General features: G+C 65.8%; 19 protein-coding genes. 7 read left to right on the top strand and 12 right to left on the bottom strand.

The annotated features are described in order from the left end of the window. The first annotated feature begins 150 nt into the window (after positions 1-150). A complete protein-coding gene (locus tag BKK81_RS19660) occupies positions 151-4932 on the top strand; it encodes a beta strand repeat-containing protein (RefSeq protein ID WP_071016976.1) in 4782 nt (1593 codons plus the stop codon). Positions 4933-5582: 650 nt separating this feature from the next. On the opposite strand, the gene BKK81_RS19655 is transcribed toward BKK81_RS19660, so the two are convergent. Both BKK81_RS19655 and BKK81_RS19650 read right to left on the bottom strand, forming a co-directional pair. Further along, positions 5583-6821 (bottom strand): type II toxin-antitoxin system HipA family toxin, encoded by a 1239-nt coding sequence (locus BKK81_RS19655; RefSeq protein ID WP_071016974.1) that lies wholly within the window; start codon positions 6819-6821, stop codon positions 5583-5585. Beyond that, positions 6818-7189, bottom strand: coding sequence for a helix-turn-helix domain-containing protein (locus BKK81_RS19650; RefSeq protein ID WP_231908176.1), 372 nt, complete (start codon positions 7187-7189; stop codon positions 6818-6820). Before BKK81_RS19650 ends, BKK81_RS19655 begins: the two co-directional genes overlap by 4 nt. 534 nt (positions 7190-7723) lie before the next feature. Between BKK81_RS19650 and BKK81_RS34465 the strand changes: the two genes are divergently transcribed. Together BKK81_RS34465 and BKK81_RS19645 are read left to right on the top strand one after the other, a co-directional pair. Further along, positions 7724-7975: an AbrB/MazE/SpoVT family DNA-binding domain-containing protein gene (locus BKK81_RS34465; RefSeq protein ID WP_083384280.1), complete on the top strand. Its 252-nt coding sequence runs from the start codon at positions 7724-7726 to the stop codon at positions 7973-7975. Continuing rightward, positions 7969-8319 (top strand): type II toxin-antitoxin system ChpB family toxin, encoded by a 351-nt coding sequence (locus BKK81_RS19645; protein WP_071016973.1) that lies wholly within the window; start codon positions 7969-7971, stop codon positions 8317-8319. The genes BKK81_RS34465 and BKK81_RS19645 overlap by 7 nt, the downstream gene beginning before the upstream one ends. A gap of 161 nt (positions 8320-8480) precedes the next feature. On the opposite strand, the gene BKK81_RS19640 is transcribed toward BKK81_RS19645, so the two are convergent. The 8 genes from BKK81_RS19640 to BKK81_RS19615 form a co-directional block, all read right to left on the bottom strand. Continuing rightward, on the bottom strand, positions 8481-8894 hold the full coding sequence (locus BKK81_RS19640) for a cupin domain-containing protein (protein WP_083384278.1): 414 nt from the start codon (positions 8892-8894) through the stop codon (positions 8481-8483). An 80-nt stretch (positions 8895-8974) separates the two neighbouring features. Further along, positions 8975-9802, bottom strand: coding sequence for an AraC family transcriptional regulator (locus BKK81_RS19635; protein ID WP_071016971.1), 828 nt, complete (start codon positions 9800-9802; stop codon positions 8975-8977). Positions 9803-9905: 103 nt separating this feature from the next. After that, entirely contained in the window at positions 9906-10322 is a 417-nt protein-coding gene (locus BKK81_RS19630; protein WP_071016970.1) for an NUDIX hydrolase, read from the bottom strand. Positions 10323-10446: 124 nt separating this feature from the next. Then, positions 10447-10911, bottom strand: a complete 465-nt coding sequence (locus tag BKK81_RS35510) for a hypothetical protein (protein ID WP_156811398.1) — start codon at positions 10909-10911, stop codon at positions 10447-10449. A 129-nt stretch (positions 10912-11040) separates the two neighbouring features. Continuing rightward, complete coding sequence (locus BKK81_RS35505; protein WP_156811397.1) at positions 11041-11880, bottom strand: hypothetical protein; 840 nt, start codon at positions 11878-11880, stop codon at positions 11041-11043. Between the two features lie 10 nt (positions 11881-11890). Further along, positions 11891-12664, bottom strand: coding sequence for a DUF7379 domain-containing protein (locus BKK81_RS19620; protein WP_071016966.1), 774 nt, complete (start codon positions 12662-12664; stop codon positions 11891-11893). Positions 12665-12746: 82 nt separating this feature from the next. Further along, a complete protein-coding gene (locus tag BKK81_RS35500) occupies positions 12747-12905 on the bottom strand; it encodes a hypothetical protein (protein ID WP_156811396.1) in 159 nt (52 codons plus the stop codon). Between the two features lie 49 nt (positions 12906-12954). Then, the gene (locus BKK81_RS19615; RefSeq protein WP_231908175.1) at positions 12955-13536 is read right to left on the bottom strand and encodes a hydrolase; all 582 of its coding nucleotides are present in this window, start codon (positions 13534-13536) and stop codon (positions 12955-12957) included. Between the two features lie 101 nt (positions 13537-13637). On the opposite strand from BKK81_RS19615, the gene BKK81_RS19610 reads away from it, so the two are divergent. Continuing rightward, on the top strand, positions 13638-14387 hold the full coding sequence (locus BKK81_RS19610; RefSeq protein WP_071016964.1) for a TetR/AcrR family transcriptional regulator: 750 nt from the start codon (positions 13638-13640) through the stop codon (positions 14385-14387). Positions 14388-14493: 106 nt separating this feature from the next. On the opposite strand, the gene BKK81_RS19605 is transcribed toward BKK81_RS19610, so the two are convergent. Beyond that, the gene (locus tag BKK81_RS19605) at positions 14494-15888 is read right to left on the bottom strand and encodes a serine hydrolase domain-containing protein (protein ID WP_071016962.1); all 1395 of its coding nucleotides are present in this window, start codon (positions 15886-15888) and stop codon (positions 14494-14496) included. Positions 15889-16007: 119 nt separating this feature from the next. After that, the gene (locus BKK81_RS19600) at positions 16008-16610 is read right to left on the bottom strand and encodes a TetR/AcrR family transcriptional regulator (protein WP_071016960.1); all 603 of its coding nucleotides are present in this window, start codon (positions 16608-16610) and stop codon (positions 16008-16010) included. 128 nt (positions 16611-16738) lie between these two features. On the opposite strand from BKK81_RS19600, the gene BKK81_RS19595 reads away from it, so the two are divergent. The 3 genes from BKK81_RS19595 (at position 16739) to BKK81_RS19585 (ending at position 19734) form a co-directional block, all read left to right on the top strand. Next, positions 16739-17818: a sugar phosphate isomerase/epimerase family protein gene (locus BKK81_RS19595; RefSeq protein WP_071016958.1), complete on the top strand. Its 1080-nt coding sequence runs from the start codon at positions 16739-16741 to the stop codon at positions 17816-17818. Positions 17819-17887: 69 nt separating this feature from the next. Further along, positions 17888-18778, top strand: coding sequence for an alpha/beta hydrolase (locus tag BKK81_RS19590; RefSeq protein ID WP_071016956.1), 891 nt, complete (start codon positions 17888-17890; stop codon positions 18776-18778). Between the two features lie 2 nt (positions 18779-18780). Beyond that, complete coding sequence (locus BKK81_RS19585) at positions 18781-19734, top strand: alpha/beta hydrolase (protein ID WP_071016954.1); 954 nt, start codon at positions 18781-18783, stop codon at positions 19732-19734. Positions 19735-19743: the final 9 nt, after the last annotated feature.

Genomic DNA, 19743 nt, shown 5'->3' with positions numbered 1-19743 from the left:
AAGGGTCAGTGTGCTGCAAAAGGCATTGCTTGCTTCGGGAAGCGAGCCAGGCCGTTCTTGAAGAAGGGCGCAGGATCGAGGTCTCTGCACGCGCAATGGGGGAGCGGTACGCCGCTGGAATGAAAGCCGGAATACAACGAGCACGAGCCAATGAACCGCATCTATCGAGTCGTCCGGAATCCCATCTCGGGGCTTTCTCAAGCCGTTTCGGAAATCACCCGCTTACGCGGTCAAGGTGGACGCCGCCGTGGATGCGTTGACGGCCGGAGGCTTGCCGGCGCGCTGGCGATGACGCTTGCGTCCGGCGTGGCGCTGGCAGATGGGGCTGGAGGCGCCGGCCTGGCTGCGCTCCCCGGCGCGAGTGGCGGTGCTGGAACCGGAGCCGGTACGCTCGGAAACGGTGGCGGTGGCGGCTATATCTCTGTCTATCCGGCTAGCGGCGGCACGGCCGGAACGTTTGGCGGGACGGGGGGCGCAGGGGGATTCGATGCAGAATCGACTAACGGTACCAGTACGCCAGCACAGGACGGTACAGCAGGTGGCGTTTCAGTCGCGGCTTCTGGCAGCGGCAGCAATTCCAGCGCCATCGTCGGCGGCGGTGGTGGTGGCGGGGGAACCAGCGCGGCCTTCAGTGGTGGGACATCTGGGTCTGCAAGCGGCGGCGCCGGTGGCGTGGGCCTGTCGCTGAGCGGAACGGGCGGCACCTACTCGAACAACGCGGCAGGCTCGATTGTCGGCGGTGGAGGCGGCGGGGGCGGATTCAGTGTGAACAACAGCACGACGAGCGTGATCGCCAATGGTGGGGCGGGAGGCGCCGGCGTTGTCTGGACAGGCAGCAATCAGGCATTCAGCAACGCGGGCTCCATCGTGGGCGGCAGTGGTGGCGGCGGTGGGCTAGCCGAAAACAGGTCAACCCCGGTGGTCAATGCCAGCAACAACGGCGGGGATGCCGGCGCCGGCGTCATGGTTTCCGGTAGCAGCAATGCCCTGACGAATATAGGCGTGATCGCAGGGGGAAACGGCGGGGCTAGAGGGTCCGCATATTCTTCGGGGGGAGACGGCGCTGGAGGCGCCGGCGTCATCGGTGCGGGGCTCACGATCACCAACGGCGGCACGATCTCCGGCGGCATGTCGGGCGACGGTCAAACGCGGGCGGATGCCGTTACCTTCACCGGCGGCGCCAATTTCCTCACGCTGAACAGCGGTTCGGTGCTCAACGGCGTCGTGGATGTGACAAGCGGTGCTACCGCGACGATCACGGCAGGTGCCAGCGGTCTGAATATCACGGGCGGTGCATCCGGCGGTCTTGCGCTGATCGTGAACGGTGCGACCACGATCGATACCGGCACCAACGGACTCACCGTTTCTGGCGCCATCACCGGCAGCGCGGCGCTGACAACGACGGGGGGCAACCCGTTGACGCTTGGCACGGTCAATGTGGGTTCGCTGACCAGCAACGCACCGACCACGCTGACCGGCAATGTCACAACCGCCGGTGCGCAGACCTTCAACGAAAGCGTCATGCTGGGCCCGGCGTCGAGCATCACCTTGCAAAGCACTGGCGGCGGCGCGATTACCGCTGCCAATCTGGGGAACAGTCTTGCTGGCACGGTGAGCTTGATTGGCGGCGACACACAGTTGACCAACCACGGTGACACGACGCTGGGCACCCTGAGCACTGGCGCACTGACGGTCAACAGCAGCGGTGCGCTCAACCTGGGCACCGGTACCATTGCTGGCAATCTCATGGCGACCAGCAGCGGTGCCATGATCCAAACGGGTGCCCTGTCGGTCAGTGGCACCAGCGCGTTCAATGCGGGCAGCGGTGCGATCACCCTGAGCAATGCAGGTAATGCGTTCAATAGTCCGGTCAGTCTGACCGGCGGCGACACGCAACTGACCAACAACGTCGACACAACGCTGGGCACCGTGAACACCGGTGCGCTGACGGTCAACAGCAGCGGCGCGCTCAACCTGGGCACCGGTACCGTTGCCGGCAATCTCAATGCGTTCAGCAGCGGCGCCATGACCCAAACGGGCGCCTTGTCGGTCACTGGCACCAGCACGCTCAATGCGGGTAGCGGCACGATCACGCTGATCAATGCAGCGAACAGTCTTGCCGGCGCCGTGAGTCTGACAGGCGGCAACACGCAACTGACCAACCACGGTGACACGACGCTGGGCACCGTGAACACTGGCGCGCTGACGGTCAACAGCAGCGGCGCGCTCAACCTGGGTACTGGCAACGTTGCCGGCAATCTCAATGCGTTCAGCAGCGGTGCCATGACCCAAACGGGCGCCGTGTCGGTCAGTGGTATCAGCACGCTCAATGCGGGAAGCAACGCCATCACGCTGACCAATGCCAACAACGTCTTCACCGGCACGGTATCTGCGACAGGACAGGGCATAGCGCTGACTGCCTCCGGAAATCTCAGCATCGCCACGCTGACCGACGTCAACAACGGCAACGTCAACCTGAGTGCAACCGGTGCATTGACACTACCCACAAGCGGTGTCAACACGGGCACCGGCGATCTGACGCTGCATTCCGGCAGCACGTTGACGGCAAGCGGCAACCTGAGCGGCGGTGCGGTGGTGTTGTCCGCGGCGAATGGGATGACGCTGACCGGCACGGTTTCCGGCACCAGCGTGAATCTGTCTTCGTCGTCGGGTGCGGCGGTGCTGACGGGGACGCTGTCGGCCGGGAGTGGCGTCACGATCGGCGCAGGGACATTGCAGGTCGGCAATGGCAGTACGTCGGGCTCGATCACCGGCAACGTTGCAAACAGGGGCGCACTGGTGTTTGACCGCAGCGATGCCGTCGGATTCTCGGGCGTCGTCTCCGGGACGGGGTCGTTGACCCAACAGGGGGCGGGTACGTTGACGCTCAACAGCCTCAATACGTACTCCGGCACCACCACCATCAATGGCGGTACGCTGGCATTGGGCGCTGCGGGCAGCATTGCGGGCTCGAGCGGAGTTGTGAACAACGGCACGCTGGACATTTCCGCCGTGAGCGGCGGTGCGACGATCACCGCGCTTTCCGGCACCGGCGTGGTCAATCTCGGCAATCAGACGCTCACGCTGTCGAGCGCCAACGGCACGTTCAATGGTGGCATCAACGGTGCGGGTGGGTTGACGCTCGCGAGCGGTACCGAAACCCTGTCTGGCAACAACGCTTATCGCGGCACAACGACGATTCATGGCGGCACGCTAGCACTGGCGGGTGCGGGCAGCATCGCGAGTTCGAGCGGGGTGATCAACAACGGCACCCTGGATATCTCCAGCACGAGCAATGGCGCCACGATTACGAATCTTGCGGGCAACGGCACGGTCAACCTGGGCAGGCAGACGCTGACGCTATCGAATGCCAGCGGCACCTTCAACGGTAATCTTGCCGGTTCGGGCACGTTAGCCAAACAAGGGTCTGGCCTGCTGATCCTGAACGGCAACAGTTCAGCGTTCAGTGGGGCGACGCAGGTGGGGGCAGGCACGCTGGAGGTGGGCGATATCAATACGCCCACAGCCGTGCTGGGTGGCACGGTCAATGTCGGCGCGAATGGCACGTTGCGCGGCCATGGCACGGTGCTGGGCGATGTCACCAACGGTGGATCGGTTGCGCCGGGCGGCTCCATCGGCACGCTGAATGTGGGCGGCAACTACACGCAGGCGAGCACGGCAACGCTGACAGCCGAGGTCAGCCCGACGGCCGCTTCCCAGTTGCGGGTGGCAGGATCGGCCGCGCTTAACGGCACGTTGGCGATTGTCTACGCGCCGGGTACCTATGGGCCGACACAGTACACGCGTCCGGGCGCCTACGCGGGCACGCAATACACGCTGTTGACGGCCGCAAATGGGATCACCGGCACATTCCGCCAAGTGACCAGCGTTGGCGCACAAAACGTGGGCGTCCTGACGCCGTCGGTGGTCTACGGCGCGAACACAGTGCTGCTGACGTTGGCCGCCCCCGTGATCGCACCGACCAACACGAGCATCTACACCGCCGTCGGCACCGCTGCGATCCTGGGCGCGCAGGCGGACAATGCCGTGCTGCTCGACCGGCTCGACCGGCTCGACCGGCTCGACCGGCTCGATCGCGCATCGTCGGTTATTGCGGGGTCTTCGTCCGGCTGGGCAGTCGCCACCGGCAGCCATACCAAGGTGGGTGGATCGAGCGGGGCACCCGGCTTCCAATCCAACCGCTACGGCTTCCTGGCCGGGTTCGATCAACGCATGGGCGATAACACCGTGGGCGTGGCCGGCGGTTACGCACACACCGACATCAACGAAGCGACCACGGGCGACTCAGGGACCATCGATACGCTGCGTGCGGCGCTGTATGCAAGCCGCGCAGCGGGACCGGTGCAGCTTGCGGGAACCGTCGGCGCCGGGCTGGATTTCCTGTCGCAGAAGCGGCCGTTCGGCGCGCTGGGCACAGCCAAGGGCGACCATGTGGGGCAGGAGGTCACGGCAGGCGGCCAGGCAAGCCTGCCGATGCCGCTCGGCGGCGTGACCGTCACGCCGCGCGTTGGCGCACGCTTTGCATACTTCCACGCCAACGGGTTCGGCGAAAGCGGTGCGGGTGGGCAGAACCTGAACGTCGGCACCGACAACGTCCGCAGCTTGCAGCCGTATGTGGGCGTGACGTTCGACCGGACCTTTGGCGAGGTGCACCCGGTCGATGCACAGTTGCGGCTCAGCTATGCGCGCGAGGTGCTCGACGCCAACCGCGTGCTGAACGTGGCGTCGCAGGACGGCACGCTGTTCGCCGCACCGGGGACGAGCTTGCCTCGCAGCTATCTGACCACCGGCGTGAGCGTGAGCATGCAGACGACCAAGGCGTTGTCCGTCGCGTTGGGCTACAACGTGTTGTTCAATACCACGCATGTCTCGGCACAGGCGGCAAGCATCAAGCTCGGCTATCGGTTCTGATCTGGGGGGCGCTGCCACAAAGGCCCCTTGGTTTCACGACCAAGGGGCTTCTTGGCTTACCGTTCCAGCCACCACCAACGCTCGGCGCCGGCACATTCCCTTCGAAGTTTCCAGGCTACCGCCTGCTTCGCTCATCGCGTGCTGCGAGGGCGCACATGCGAGTAACGACTGCGGCAACCCGGTTGCTCCGGCCGAAGTCGCGGTGTGCGCTAACCACGAAAGTCTTGCGGTGGAGCAGAGGTTGATTGCGGTCTATTCGCAAGTTCTTGGGGGCCTTAAGATTGAAGCGGAGAACGTTCGCTCTATTTATCCTGCAGATGTGGGATGGCACCCCCCTATCTGAGCGACTAGTTGTGAAGCTTCAATACGTTGTATTCATGGTTCATCCGAACTGATTCTGGCCGGCCTCGGCCGACTGCTCTATCGGCAAGTCTCTATCGGCAAGTCCGGCGGCCTCTACGTGGAACTGCTGTGGCCGGAGCGTACGTGCTGTGCATAACAGAATCGACCGAGGGCCCTGCGTGAGGTCTTGCAGGGCGTCTTGCGGGAGGTGCATGAAGCTGTGGCTTAGGAGCGAACGAGATAGACCAGGTAGGCCGCCAGCATACTTCGGGATCATGGAATGGGCGACTCGTGCGTTTGAGCGCGGCTCAGCCGCTTGAGCGCCCGGAGCGACGCCTGCTCGGCTGCGGCGGCAGTACAGCGTCACGCAACATGAAGGGCTCAAGCTCGCGGATATCACGCTCACTGACGCCAGATTCGAGGAAAACCTCTCGCCAGCGTGACACGGTGTCCAGCAACTGCTCGGCCTCGGTGTATGCCTCAGCCGGCGTTAGCATGAACCGCCCTGCTTGCGAGAGCGCATTTGCCAAGCTCGGGTCCGTGCCCGCGTCGCCGACGATGAGCTGCTGGTAGGGAATTCCCTGTAGCTGCGGCTGGATGTCATAGACGGGCGACAGTCGCCAGCGATCGCCGCCGCTATGCAGGAACGCGTGATTCTTAGCGTGGTCGTCGGTATTCTCGATGAGGATGTTCAGGACCATCCGCCGGAACACCTCGCGACTGTCCTCGGCTGGCGTGGGTGAGAAGCGGCGGGCGAACTCGGCGATATCCGCATAAGCCATCTGGTCTTCTTGAATCCCTTCACCGAGCAGCATCGTCCGGGCACTGGCGAAGTGAATGCGGCTGCCGTCTGGCTCCCGGTCAAAGCGCTTCACCAGGAGGGTTTGACTGCGCCCCAATTGCAAATAGCGCGACTCCGGCGTCTCGATACCGCACAGGCGAGCCAGGCGTAACGAAGCATGCTCGATTGCGCAGAAGTCGACATCATCGCCTTCGGCGGGGAATTTCGCGATCCACGCAATACCGTCGTCTTCAATGACTGCCTTGGGGCGGGCTCCGCCGGCGGTGCCGCCCGGGCGAAGGAGGCGCCGAAGCCGATCGTCGATCGGCATCTGCAGTTCTACCGCGCGTGCGGCCTCGATGAGGCTCGGTAGATCCCCGCGGTGAAAGACCGGCGCGTGATTGACCTGGTAGACCCCATCCGACTCTGAGAAGCCAAGGGCACCGATCCGGTCCTCCCCTGCGAGAGCGAGATAGTCGATCGCGGCCCGCCGCCGGGGGTTGTACACCCGGTCGATGACGCGGCGCCCCCATCGATCCGGTCCGGCGTCCTCGAAAATCGGATGCAGTTCCAAGCTGGCAGGCGCGGTGTACTGGCCAGGGCGCAGTGGAAGGTCGGGGCAGAGAGCGGTAGCATCCTGCCGGCTCAAATACTCGGGCGCATAGGAGAAGAGACATTGCCGCCCACCGATCAGATCCAGGCGGCCGCACAGGCGCGGCTCGTGGCCCTCGGGCGGATAGAGCCAGACATACAGGTGGTCACTCATGGCTTCGTCCACTTGGCTTGCGACTTGACCGCCGGCCGCTGCAGGCGCGAGAGCTCCAGGTCGAGCGCCACATCATCGGCGGCAGGGTTGGCGATCTCTGGAAGCCACTTCAAGCGGCCGACCAGCCAGAGCGCCATCGCATAGACAGCCACCGACACTGAAGGATCGCCTTGCTCCATCTTCCGGAGCGTGGGAACCGAGACTTGCATCCGCTCTGCAAAGGCGGCCATTGTCTCCTTGCGGCGCTTCCTGGCGACCTGAAGGTTGAGGCCGAGCTGAACCAGCGAGCGGCTGACCGGTCCAGGAAGGGTCGTGACGGCATTGGCTTTTCGAGGCATGATGCAAGAAATAATATCTATCTTGCTCAAAAACGGAAACTATTATTTGCTTTTTTTGCCATGGGGTGCGATCCATCAGGGGGGGCAGGACACTCTACACGTGCCCCGCAAGACGCACGGGACGGGTGGATAATGCGACGGGCCACCGTCCCGGCCATCGATCCGCGCCAGCTGGGTTTGCCCTCTCCTGCCAGAGTCGCGCTGGCGCACGCCGGCCGATTACAGGCCAGTGCCATCGCCGCGATAGAGGGTCGGGCCTCCCGGCCTGGCACGCCCGATACGGTTCTCGTCCGTATCGAAGGCAGCATGGCGACTTACCGCTGCCCGCATTCGATTCGCTTCGGATCGGTGATCAGGGCGGGACGCGCTCATCCCATTGTTGGGCGTCACCTGGGGCATGTGGGTACTGGCTCACATTCCGCCATATCTGGAAATCTCGGCCTGGGAACTCAGAGAGGTGAATGTGGCACTTTGGTGTTTCATCTGATATCTACATTGTAGATACATCGTCTTGATGCTCGGAGTATACGTATCTACAATGGATCTACACATGGGAGTGTAGCGATGGAACTGTCGATTCAGAAATGGGGTAACAGCGCGGCCGTGCGCCTGCCCACGACCTTGCTTGAACAACTCAAGGTGGCGTTGGGCGACAAACTGTCCGTGGAGGTGCGTCCGGATGGTGTCATGCTTAAACCAGCCAGGCACAAGTATTCACTCGATGAACTGCTTGCGCAGTGCGACTCCAAGGCGCCGACGCCTGACGGGCTGGATGATTGGAGCGGGGCTAAGCCGGTTGGGCGCGAAGTATGGTGAGGCGCGCGAAGTTCGACCGGGGCGACATTGTGCGGGTGAGCCTGAACCCAACGGAGGGGCGTGAGCAGCAAGGGGATTTCCGTCCCGCGCTCGTGCTGTCACCGGCAGCATTCAACGCTCTGGGTGTTGCCCTGGTGGCACCGATTACGCAGGGCGGCGATTTCGCTCGATTCGCCGGATTTGCCGTACCGTTGTCCGGGGCGGGCACGGAGACCCAAGGCGTCGCGCTGGTGAACATGGTGCGCACTCTGGATCTTGAAGCTTGCGGTGCGAGGAAGATTGAACGGGCACCTGCCGAGGTCGTGGAAGATGCGCTCGCCCGTCTTCAAACCATCCTGGAATAGCGCCATTCCCTGTGGCATCCATTGCCTGCTGGCGCCGCTGAAGGCGCAGTTGGATGAGGCGGTCCGCCGCGTGCAAGAGATGATCTGACCGGCAAGGCGCGAGGGCCGCTTGCGTGCGGCCCTAGTGGGATCTTGGTGGCGGGGCGGGGGCGTCCAGTGGTTCAGATCCAGATGTCGTTGGCTGCCGTGCGCTCGCCGCCTTCGTCACCCGTATTCAGCACGCCGCGCGGTTCGATCAGCAACAGCTTGACCTCGGCCGCGGCGTACGGTTTGTGTTCCACACCTTTCGGTATCACGGCCATCTCACCGGCGCGCAGCAGCAGGTTGCCGTCGCGCAGGTCGATGCGCAGTTCGCCTTCCAGCACGATGAAGGTTTCGTCGGTGTCGGCGTGCTGGTGCCAGACGAAGTCGCCTTCGATCTTCACGACCTTGAACTGGTAGTCATTCATCTCGGCGACTACGCGCGGTTGCCAGTGCCCGTCGATGCGGCGGGCCTTGTCCAGCAGGGGGATGGCGATGCCTTGGCCGCGCGTGGCGGGGGCTTGGGTGCAGGTGTCGATGTTGGTGTCGGACATGGGCTTCTCCTTGGTGGGGGATGGATGAAGCCAAGGCTACGCCGGGGCGTGGCGCCGGTCTTGAACGATCTTGCGTGGGCTCAGCGCCGGCGCGGCGCGCTGGCGATCTGCAGCCAGCGCGCGGGGGTGTGGCCGTAGGTCTTGCTGAAGTGGCGGGTCATGTGGCTCTGGTCGGCGAAGCCGGCGGATGCGGCCGCGTCGGCCAGGCTGAGGCCGTGCAGCATCAGCCGGCGTGCGGTGTCCAGGCGGCGCATGACCAGGTAGCGGTAGGGGGTGGTGCCGTAGAAGGTGCGGAAGTCGCGGCACAGGCTCCAGCGGTCGCGGCCGGTGGCGTGTTCCAGTTCTTCCAGTGTGACGACGCGGTGCGCTTGCGCGTGCAGGTACTCGCGCGCACGCCGGGCGCTGGGGAAGTCGCCGGCGGCGCGCATCGGGCGCTGGCCGGACACGGCGGCGAGCGCGTGGGCCAATTCGGCCAGGGCGTCGCTTTGCTCCAGGGGTTCGAGAGGGTAGGTGACTTGCTGGAGCAGGGTGTCGGTGGCGGCCCGCAGGCGGACGTCGGTGCTGATGCCGCCTTCGATGAAGGGCAGGGCCGTGCCGCCCAGCACGTCCTGGAACAGCGCGGGCTCGACGTAGATCATGCGGTAGCGGAAGCCGGCGTCGGTGCCGGCCTGCCCGTCGTGCGCTTCGTCGGGATGCAGCACCAGGGTCTGGCCGGGCAGGCTGTGGCGCATGCCACGCCGGTACTGGAAGCTCTGCACCCCGGCCAGGGTGCGGCCGATGGCGTAGGTGTCGTGCCGGTGCATGGCGTAGGCCTTGCCGTGGAAGAAGGCTTCGATGCGTTCCACGCCGGCGATGGGGGCGGCGCGGTGGACCCAGTCGGGGCGGGGATGCGCTTGGCTGGCGGTCATGGTGGCGGGCTTGGCCGTGGGGAGGCTGGCGGCGATGGGGCATGGTAGCGCACTGGCTGGCGCATTGTGCCGGGCGGGGGGGCGGGCTGTACCCGGAGCAACGCTAGGGCATCGTCGCGAGCCGCTCGGAGACGGTCGAGAGCGCATCGCGGAACAACCCATGCCATCGATCCGACGGCACCTGATCCAAGGGGTGCCAGAAGAAGCGGAAGTCATGGCCGCCATCGTCCTGCGTGTGATGCACCCAGGTGTCCGGCAGCGGATGGGCGACCTGGCAGAGGTGAAGCGACCAGACCTGGCCTTCATAGCCGGATTCCCACAGGCCCAGGTCGACCGCTGCCACGCCTTCAATGCCGGACTCCTCGTGCAACTCGCGGACGGCGGCATCCGCCGGGTGTTCGCCGGCCTCGATCGTGCCCTTGATCAGTTGCATGCCCGCCAGCGGATGTTCGAATGCGAGGATTTCGAGGTGGTTCTGCACGGCTCTCAGTACGACGGGGCAGGCTTTGGTGGGTGTCATGTCGGAATGGCTGCGGGAAGTTCGGGGGGGGCGATGGCGTGCATGATCGGTGCAGCCTGGCTGCGCCGCGCCCGAATGCCGATCAGTTCGCCCGATGGGCATAAGCCGATGCGCGTGAGCGCCATCACCGCCTTTCTATTGGCTCAGAGCCAAGGCAACACGGATGGGGGCATCGCGGATGGATGGAGATGCCGGCAGTGTTGAGGTACTCAAGCACCTTCGGCCTCAGTTCGGCACTACGCAGATGGGCAGAGTCGATGGCCCGGTCCACGATGCCAGGCTTCTCCATCTCCTCTTCCGTGATGCCGAGATCTCGGAGGAGGCCAAGAAACGTGGCCAGCCTCGCCTCGGCCAGCTTGTGCGGTACCCCGGCTTCCGTGTTGGCTTGTACCTCGGCATGGATTTCGCCGCCATTCGGATAGCGCTCGCGCTGATCTGCGCGCCATTCTGCGAGCCGCAGTACCTCCGTGCCAGACAACTGCGATCGGCCGGGCTCGAATTTGGGCTCGAAGTCAAGATTTCCCGGAGTGCATGCCATTGAGGCCGTGGCGGCGGTTGCGAGCTGAGCGAGTGCTAGGGCTTTCTTCATCAGGGCCTCCAGACCGGGACGCACTAATGAATCAAGAACGACAAAGAGAATCAATCGGACCCGTCTGAATATGCCGCGAAATTGTCAATGGCTTCCGGGCAGGGCGGCGCGCCGTTGGGAGCCTATGGGTCAGCCTTCCGGACATTCCGTCGCGACTGTCATTTCAACTGTCTTCAGCATCGATTCACAACTCGGGATGTACTGCACGTCTCGATTGTTGACCGTGCCGAAGTGATCGCGGCGTACCCGTAGCATCACAACCGCGTATTCGGTAGCAAAGGCCGGACAGGTTTTAGTGAAGCGCTGGAAGTCACCTTCGGGTCCGTTACCGATAATGCTGGTATGCAGGTCCTCCGTACCTTCAGTGAAAACGTCCAGCCTGCAATGCTGTGGTGTCTTGGTGTACTGCTCGTACAGCCGGCCAAGCCAAGGTGATGCGCGTAACGAGTCGTGGGATGCCTGGAACAACCCAGCCTCTGCATTCGAGGGCGTTGGCATTTCGCGCTTGTGCGTATCTACGCCGTCGGTGGTATTGCCAGAGCTCTCCCGCATGCCGAGGCCGATTGTCATTGTGTAGGCCACGCGCAAGCGCGTCAGCTCATCGGTGCCGCCAAGCCCATACCATGCCAGTGCGTCGCGATCGTCTCCGCCGACGGGCTGTCCCATCACCTTGGATGCTGTATCGCTGTGCCGGACAGTTTCGCAGACGGACTTCGCATAGACCAATGCGACTCCCTTGATGTAGCCGATCGGTGCATCTCCGCGCCCTTTCCAGCGCGTGGTAGCACAGGCGCTATGTTCGGCGATATCAGCTACCTTGGCTTCCAGCGAATTGAGGGGCGCTGCAGGTGGACGATCGTTGCGCCGGCCCGCTTGAGGTGGGGGGACCTCCTCCTTGTGCCACGGCCAACATCCGGACAGGAGAACGGTGGCGAGAATGAAGGAAGCCGACGAGGCGAGCTTGTGCATACGAGCGGAATCACGCGGGAATCAACTGCTTGCAGAGGAATGCATGGGTTTCCGGTTGATCGAAGAACTGCGTATGCCAGACCTTGCCCTGCTTTTCCGTTGGCGTTCCAAACGCAAGGATGCTGGTTGACTCGATAGCGGGGTGGGGAGAGGCCACGCCGTCATACGGCACAACGAGGTCGTTGTCGACTGCCATGAGGAGCCTGTCGAGCAGGACACCTGTCTCCAGCAGGACGGACTTGGAGCAATCAAAATCCGCACGCACGCCGAAGACGCCATCCGCTGACATCAGTGTTCCGATGTCATTCAGGTCCTTGACAAGGTCGGAGGTCGTGGCGAGTTGGCGAATGCTGGGAAGGTCGAACGCTGCCGCCACGAGAGCTCTTGCCAGACCGATGACAACGCCGAGCGCGAAGCATGGCGAACGCGTTGCGATCAGCGCCGCGATATTCAAGAAATCCTTGATCTTGTCGGGGTCCGCGAGGGGGGAGCCTTGATTGGCCGCCGCAACGAAGATGACTTTTCCCACCGAGCTGATTCTGCCGGTACGGTCGCTTGCAATCTCGTTCAACTCCTCGCTATCGAGGGTCGCGTCGCCCGGGTTCGCGAGCAGCGAGCGGACGATCAAGCCTCCGCGACTATGGCAGACGATGTCCACCGCCCAGTCAGCGTCGGTTGGAATCCGGGACAACAACTCTCGGGCGTTCTCCAGCGGCGTCTTGCTGATCGTCCAGTGGTCGTATGCAAAAACATTCCCGTTGTAGGCCGTTCGCAAGCGCTCCATTCACCACGCGCCGGCACTCCCCGCAGCGTCTCACCCCACTCAGGCCGCCAGCGACCCAACGTCGTAATGGAGCAGATACCCGCTACCATCGCGCTGCACCGAAGCAGCACTGGGAAGATTGGAGTGCATGCCGGTGATGGACAGCTTGTCGTTCGAAGCCGTCCGGTGCGCTGGTGTAGACGGAGATGGCATCGTCGCGCCGGAAGGCGAGTTCGATCTCGTGCACGAGCAGTTGCTGCACGTTGGGCGGGCTGCGCAAGGCCGGCGCGGCGATTGCCCGCCGCCCGCCCTCATTCCGCCAGCGCTTCCAGCACCTCGCCGGACTGCCGCACCCGGCCCAGCCGCGGGAAGATGAAGTCCAGCGATGCCTGGTGCTGCTCCGTCGCGGCGCAGCTCATGGCGTCTTCGACCAGCACCAGCGAGTAGCCGAGTTCGTACGCGGCGCGGGCCGTCGACTCGACGCCGATATTGGTCGAGATCCCGCCGAGCACGATGGTCTGGATGCCACGGCGCCGCAGTTGCAGGTCGAGCTCGGTGCCGTGGAAGGCGTTCCACTGGCGCTTCGTGATCTGGATGTCGCGCGCTTCCGGCGCGAGTTCGGCGGGGTAGTCCCACCAGTTCGCCGGCAGGCCGCCGGGGGGCAGCGGCGTGGGCTGGTCGATGGGCTGCTTGAGCGCGTCGCCGAAGTCTGCGCTCCAGCCGACCCGGACCAGCACGACGGGCGCGTTCACTGCGCGGAAGCGCCTGGCCAGCGTGGCCGCGGTGGCGACGACGGCACTGCCGGGGCGCGGCGCCTTGCCGAAGCCAAGGATGCCTTGCTGGAGATCGATCAGGACGAGGGCGGTGGTGTTGGGGTCGAGTTTCGGCAGCACGATGCGGCTCCGTGAAGGGGGAGAAGGCGCCTGGCGTGGCGCCTGGGTGGGGATGGCTTGCTGGTATATTGTGAGGGTGTGCTCACAAATAGTATATGAGGATGAACTCACAAAAGTCAACGCAGAAGCCAACGCCGCTACCGGGTGAGCCCAAGGCGCCGCGCCGCGCGCGCGGCCATGCGCGCGTCGCCACCTTGCTGGAAGCCGCCAGCGCCGAGTTTGCCGACAAGGGGTTCGAGGCCACGACGATGACGGCGATCGCCGCGCGCGCGCAGTCGTCGATCGGTTCGCTCTACCAGTTCTTCCCGACCAAGGAGCAGGTCGCCGCGACACTGCTGGAGCAGTACGTGGGCGAGCTGGAAGCGGTGCTCGACAGGTTGCGCGAGGAGGTGCCGTCGCTCGACGTGGCCATCGTGGCGGGGCGGCTGGCGACGCTGTTCCTGGCCTTCCGCGCCACGCATCCGGCCTTCGTGGCGCTGGCCGATGTGCCGGCCCTCGTTTCGGCCGAGGCGACGGGCGCGGCCGGCGTACGCGAGCGCATGCGCGGCGGCATCGCCGCGGTGCTGGCGGCCCTCGCGCCGGGTTTGCCGGCGCCGGAGGCCTGGTTGCGCGCGGTGATCGTCCAGCACCTGATGAAGGCGGCCGTCACGTTGGGACTGGATGCGACGGTGGATGATCCCGGCGCGGCGCTGGCCGAGTTCCAGCGCGTGGTCCAGGGCTACCTGGAGGATGCGATGGCGGCCGGCCGCGCCGCGCAGGCCGGCGCCGCGCGGCGCGGCGCGGCATCCAAGGGGCGCACCGCGTCAGGGGGTGGCGCGAGGCGCCAGGGCAAGTCGGGCGAGTCGGCTTGAAGATAGCGTTGGGGCCGTGCTGTGGCCTTCGGCGCCATCCACGTGCGACGCCGTGCGGCAGCTATGCGTGGCACGGACCTGAGTGCCACGTCGCCCATGGCCGGCTTCAGCGCGAGATGGCCGCGTAGATGGCCTGGATCGCCGCGATGAAGGTTGTCTCGGATTCCAACGACCGGTTGTTGGCCGCCGCGTTGGCCGCCACGCTTCCTGTTTCCGCCGTGGCGGCGCGCGGGGCCGAATCCGGGCTCGACGAGAACTTCACCACCGTCAGTTCCCGCTTCGGGTTGATGTAGATCTTCTGCCCGAAGCGCCCGCCGGCCTCGACCGAGCCGTCGCCGTCATTGACCTGGTACCAGTAGTCGCCATAGGTGTAGCCGGGCCGGCCGGCCGCGAGACGGCCTTTGGCGAAGCCCGCCTGGTTGGCGCGCGGCCGCAGGGCGCGGCGCACGGCGGCCACCGGCAGGCCCGCGCCGGCATCGCCGGCCTCGGCGCGGCGCACGGCTTCGGCGAAACGGGCCGCGTCGCGCAGCGTCGTGCTGAGGCCGCCGCTGGCCATCTCCGTGCCCAGCGGATCGATCTGGATATAGGCGTCGTCTTCCGCCAGCCTGGACCAGATCCGTTCCTGCGCAAGCTCCGCCCACGATTGCCCGGCGATGCGGCGCAGCGCCCAGGCGACGGCTTCCGGCGATCCGTTCTGGTAGAACCAGTAGTCCGGCGCGGCAGGCGCCTGGGCAGCCGAGACCGTCTTGAGGAACGCGTAGATATTGTCCGGCGCGCCGGCGCGGCGCGGGATCAGCCCGACCGCGCCAAACAGCCCCAGGTCGGGCGGAAGCTCCGGCGCGTAGGCGACCGCCACTTCCATGTCGAGGTTCTTCTGCAGCGTCGCGTCGCCGAAGGGGGTGCCGGCCAGCTCGGGCACGTAGGCGGACAGCCTGGCGTTCGGGTCGAGCCTGCCGTCGACCATCAGCATGGCCGCCATCAGGCCCGTGACCGACTTGGTCATGGAAGCCCAGATGTGCGGCTGCGCCGGTCCGAAACCTTCCAGGTAGCGCTCGAAGACGATGCGGCCCTGGTGCAGCACGATGAAGCCATCGGTGTGAGTGTCGCGGAGGTAGTCGGCCAGTTTCACCGGCTGCCCGTCCAGCGGGAATTGCAGATCGTCGAGATCACGCGCGGGACGCTCCGGCAGCGGCATGGGCGTGCGGGCATGCCGGAGTCCCGCGGTCGGCGAGGTTTCGCGGGCATGGCGGAAGGACCAGCGCAGATAGGGCGGCAGGAAGGCGTTGGCCTTGTTCACGCGCATCGGCGGAGGAGGAGGAAAGCCCTGCATGACGCTGCCCGCCTGCGGGCCGATCCCATTACCGGCAGCGGCAGCGGGATCGGGGGCCGGCGACTGCGCCACCGCCGCCCCGCCAAGCGCCATCAGGAATGCCATCGCGGCCGCTGCCCGGTCCTTGCGCGGCCGATGCGCGCGGCGGCGGGATGTCTTTTCCTTCTCCATGCGTTGTCTCCTCCTGTGCCAAGGACGCTCAGGAGTGTGGGGGGGCGGGGATCGGTTCCGGCAATGCGCTCCTGGGCATCGGGCCATAACCGGCGGGAATCCCTTCGCCCGCTTCTCCCTCAACGCGTCGTTGCGGCAAGCGACAGCGGCGCCATGGCGAGCGGTACCGACGCCAGCAGGTGCTCGCGCGAGACCCCATCGCGCGCCTGCACCGAGATGCCGTGCAACTGCACCGCATAGAAATCGCCCAGGGCGCGCACAGGGGTATCCGGCTTGAGCTGGCCTTCCTTCACGCCGCGCTGCAGGCGCTCGATCACGGACTTGGTGCGCTGGCGGCGGTGCGCCACCAGCCAGTCCTGCACGCCATCGTTCTGCGCCGAGCAGTTGGTGGCCGCGGATACCACCATGCAGCCATGCGGCAGGTCGCGCTTGGTGTAGAGCTGGATGGCATCGCGCAGCATCCGCTCGATGGCGGCGTGTACCTCCGTTTCCTCGCGCAGGGCGCGATCGGCAAAGCCGCCTTCGCCGGCTTCGTACAGCGCGACGGCTTCGCGGAACAGGGCTTCCTTGCTGCCGAACGCCGCGTAGATGCGCGCGGACGCGATGCCTAGCGCTTCGACCAGGTCCGACATCGACGTGCCTTCGTAACCGCGCCGCCAGAACGCCAGCATCGCCTGTCTCAGCGCCTCGTCCCGGTCGAATTCCCTCGGCCTGCCTGCCATCTTCCCGTCTCGCTCAAATGTCCGTGGGCGGAATTTTATCGCGCACCGAAGTTGACCGGCGCCATCCTCGCCGTCTATTATTTGTCGATCGACAAAGAATTAACGACGACACAAGGAAGGTGGCACGTATGAAGACCATGAAAGGACCCAGCCTGCATCTCGCCCAGTTCAGCGATGACGTTGCGCCGTTCGACACGCTGGACGGCATGGCCGGCTGGGCGGCGCGCACGGGTTTCAAGGCCCTGCAGATTCCGGCATGGGACACGCGGCTGTTCGATGTGGAGACGGCGGCGCACAGCCAGGATTACTGCGACGAGATCCGGGGAACCCTTGCCGCGCATGGCCTGCAGGTCAGCGAATTGACGACGCATATCTTCGGGCAGCTCGTCGCGGTGCATCCCGCCTACGACGCGATGTGCGACAACTTCGCGCCGCAGGCCGTGCAAGGCAATCCGGCGGCGCGCACGGCCTGGGCGCTGGAGCGGCTGGCGCTGGCGGCGAAGGCGTCGCGGCGCCTGGGACTGACGGACATGGGGACGTTCTCCGGCGCGTTCGCCTGGCCCTACCTGTTCCCCTTCCCGCAACGCCCGGCCGGGCTGATCGAGGCTGCGTTCGATGAACTGGCGCGGCGCTGGCGGCCGATCCTCGACCTCTGCGACGAGCAGGGCGTGAACCTCTGCTACGAGATCCATCCCAGCGAAGACCTGCACGACGGGGCGACCTTCGAGCGCTTCCATGAACTGGTGGGTGGGCACGTGCGCTGCAAGATCCTGTTCGATCCCAGCCATTTCGTGCTGCAACAGCTCGACTATCTCGCCTACCTGGACCTCTACCACGAGCACATCCGCATGTTTCATGTGAAGGACGCCGAGTTCCGGCCGAGCGGCCGGCAGGGCATCTACGGCGGCTATACGTCGTGGCTGGAGCGCGCCGGACGCTTCCGCTCGCTCGGCGACGGCCAGGTCGATTTCAAGGCGATCTTCGCCAAGCTCGCGCAGTACGACTACGACGGCTGGGCCACGCTGGAATGGGAGTGCTGCCTGAAGGACCAGGAGGATGGCGCGCGCGAGGGCGTCGACTTCATCAACCGGCACATCATCCGCGTGACCGAACGCATCTTCGACGACTTCGCCGGCGCCGCCGTCGACCGGCGGCAGATCCACGCCATGCTCGGCATCGCGCAGGAGCGGGAGCCCGCGATCCTGTGATCCCACCGTCCCGCTTTCCTATCGAGACCTTTTCAGCGACCTTCACCGAGACCTTCACCGAGACCCGCGATGTCAGCCATGCCCCGTTTTGCCCCCCGTTCCGATTCCGGCCATGAATTCGCCCACGACTACGTGCGGCTCGACGGACAGCGCATCCATGTGGTGAGCGCCGGCAGCGGCCACCCGGTGCTGCTGATTCCGGGCTGGCCGCAGACGTGGTACGCCTGGCGCCACGTGATGCAGGCACTGGCTGCGCACGGTTTCCAGGCCATTGCCGTCGACCCGCCCGGCACCGGATTCTCCGACCGGCCCGACACCGGCTACGACACCGGCGCCACCGCCGCCATGCTGCACCGCGTGATGACCCACCTGGGCCACGCCACCTACCAGGTGGCGGGACATGACGTGGGCATGTGGGTGGCCTATGCGCTGGCGAGCGACCATCCCGGCGTGGTGCGCCGCCTGGCCCTGACCGAGGCCGTGATTCCCGGCCTGGCACCCGCGCCGTCGATCTTCGCGCCGCCGGGCGAGAACATCTTCCTGTGGCATTTCATGTTCAACCAGCTGGCCGACCTGCCCGAGACGCTGATCGCCGGGCGCGAGCGGGCCTACCTGGACTTCATGTTCCAGCGCTGGTCGTGGCGGCGCGATCGCGTGGCGGTCGATACCTATATCGATGCCTATGCCTCGCCGGGCGGCCTGCGCGGCGGTTTCGCCTACTACCGCGCGATTCCCGAGACCATCCGGCAGAACCAGCAGCGCGCGCAGCGCAAGCTCGCCATGCCGGTGCTGGCCATCGGCGCGGAGCACGCCACGCGCGACGCGCCGCTGCTCACCCTGCGCGATAACGCCGATGACTTGCAGGGGGTGGTGATCCCCGACTGCGGGCACTTCATCATGGAGGAGGCAGCCGACGCCTTCATCGGGCACCTGCTGCCCTTCCTCCAAGGCGGGGTGTGACCATGCCGCTCGATGCCGGGATAGAAGGCCTGCTGCGCCAGTGGGCGGCGGCAGGCGAGAGCGCGGCGCCGGCGGATATCGCGCGCCTGCGCGCCGATACCGATGCCGGCCTGCGCCAGTTGCACGGGCCGCAGGCGAGCGTCGAGCGCGTGGCGGTGTTCGAGGTGCCGGCGCGGGACGGGGCCACGCTGCGCGTGCACGGCTATTGGCCCGAGGCCTGCATGGCGCGCGGCATGGCGCAGCCGGCGCTGGTGTTCGCGCACGGCGGCGGCTGGTGCCTCGGCTCGGCCGAGGTCTACGACAACCCCTGCCGCGAGCTGGCCAACGCGACCGCCAGCGTGGTGCTGTCGGTGGACTACCGGCTCGCGCCGGAGCACCGCTATCCGGTGCCCCTGCACGATGTGTTCGACGCCCTGCGCTGGGTCTTCGACAACGCCGCGCGGCTCGGCCTCGATCCCGGCCGCATCGGCGTGGCCGGCGATAGCGCGGGCGGCAATCTCGCCGCTGCCTCCTGCCTGCTGGCGCGCGACGACGGCCGCATCGCCATCGCCCACCAGCTGCTGATCTATCCGGTGCTGAGCCACCGGATGGATGGCACGTCCTACCAGCGCTTCGGCGAGGGCTACTACCTGACGCGCGAACTGATGCGGTACTGCTTCGCGATGTATCTCGCCGACCCGGGCGACGGCGAGGCCCCGACCGTGTCGCCGCTGCTCGCGCCGCGGCTGCAGGGGCTGCCCGAGGCCACCATCCTGACGGCGGAATTCGATCCGCTGCGCAGCGAGGCGGAGGACTACGGCGCGCGCCTGGCCGCCGCCGGCGTCAAGGCGAGCGTGCGGCAGCTCGATGGCATGATTCATGGCTGCCTCCACATGAAGGGGCTGTCGCCCGCGGCCGGCGCGGTGTTCGAGGCGGCGGGGCGGGGCGTGCGGGAGGCCTTCGGGACGCGGCGTTGAGTGAGACGG

It is taken from the genome of Cupriavidus sp. USMAHM13, assembly GCF_001854285.1.
Classification (GTDB): Bacteria; Pseudomonadota; Gammaproteobacteria; order Burkholderiales; family Burkholderiaceae; genus Cupriavidus; species Cupriavidus malaysiensis.
This window is presented reverse-complemented; position numbering and strand designations above follow the sequence as displayed.

Coding starts and splice junctions, on each gene's coding strand:
- BKK81_RS19660 (WP_071016976.1), top strand. CDS start 151: ATGAACCGCATCTATCGAGTCGTCCGGAATCCCATCTCGGGGCTTTCT.
- BKK81_RS19655 (WP_071016974.1), bottom strand. CDS start 6,821: ATGAGTGACCACCTGTATGTCTGGCTCTATCCGCCCGAGGGCCACGAG.
- BKK81_RS34465 (WP_083384280.1), top strand. CDS start 7,724: ATGGAACTGTCGATTCAGAAATGGGGTAACAGCGCGGCCGTGCGCCTG.
- BKK81_RS19645 (WP_071016973.1), top strand. CDS start 7,969: ATGGTGAGGCGCGCGAAGTTCGACCGGGGCGACATTGTGCGGGTGAGC.
- BKK81_RS19640 (WP_083384278.1), bottom strand. CDS start 8,894: ATGTCCGACACCAACATCGACACCTGCACCCAAGCCCCCGCCACGCGC.
- BKK81_RS19635 (WP_071016971.1), bottom strand. CDS start 9,802: ATGACCGCCAGCCAAGCGCATCCCCGCCCCGACTGGGTCCACCGCGCC.
- BKK81_RS19630 (WP_071016970.1), bottom strand. CDS start 10,322: ATGACACCCACCAAAGCCTGCCCCGTCGTACTGAGAGCCGTGCAGAAC.
- BKK81_RS35510 (WP_156811398.1), bottom strand. CDS start 10,911: ATGAAGAAAGCCCTAGCACTCGCTCAGCTCGCAACCGCCGCCACGGCC.
- BKK81_RS35505 (WP_156811397.1), bottom strand. CDS start 11,880: ATGCACAAGCTCGCCTCGTCGGCTTCCTTCATTCTCGCCACCGTTCTC.
- BKK81_RS19620 (WP_071016966.1), bottom strand. CDS start 12,664: ATGGAGCGCTTGCGAACGGCCTACAACGGGAATGTTTTTGCATACGAC.
- BKK81_RS19610 (WP_071016964.1), top strand. CDS start 13,638: ATGAACTCACAAAAGTCAACGCAGAAGCCAACGCCGCTACCGGGTGAG.
- BKK81_RS19605 (WP_071016962.1), bottom strand. CDS start 15,888: ATGGAGAAGGAAAAGACATCCCGCCGCCGCGCGCATCGGCCGCGCAAG.
- BKK81_RS19600 (WP_071016960.1), bottom strand. CDS start 16,610: ATGGCAGGCAGGCCGAGGGAATTCGACCGGGACGAGGCGCTGAGACAG.
- BKK81_RS19595 (WP_071016958.1), top strand. CDS start 16,739: ATGAAGACCATGAAAGGACCCAGCCTGCATCTCGCCCAGTTCAGCGAT.
- BKK81_RS19590 (WP_071016956.1), top strand. CDS start 17,888: ATGTCAGCCATGCCCCGTTTTGCCCCCCGTTCCGATTCCGGCCATGAA.
- BKK81_RS19585 (WP_071016954.1), top strand. CDS start 18,781: ATGCCGCTCGATGCCGGGATAGAAGGCCTGCTGCGCCAGTGGGCGGCG.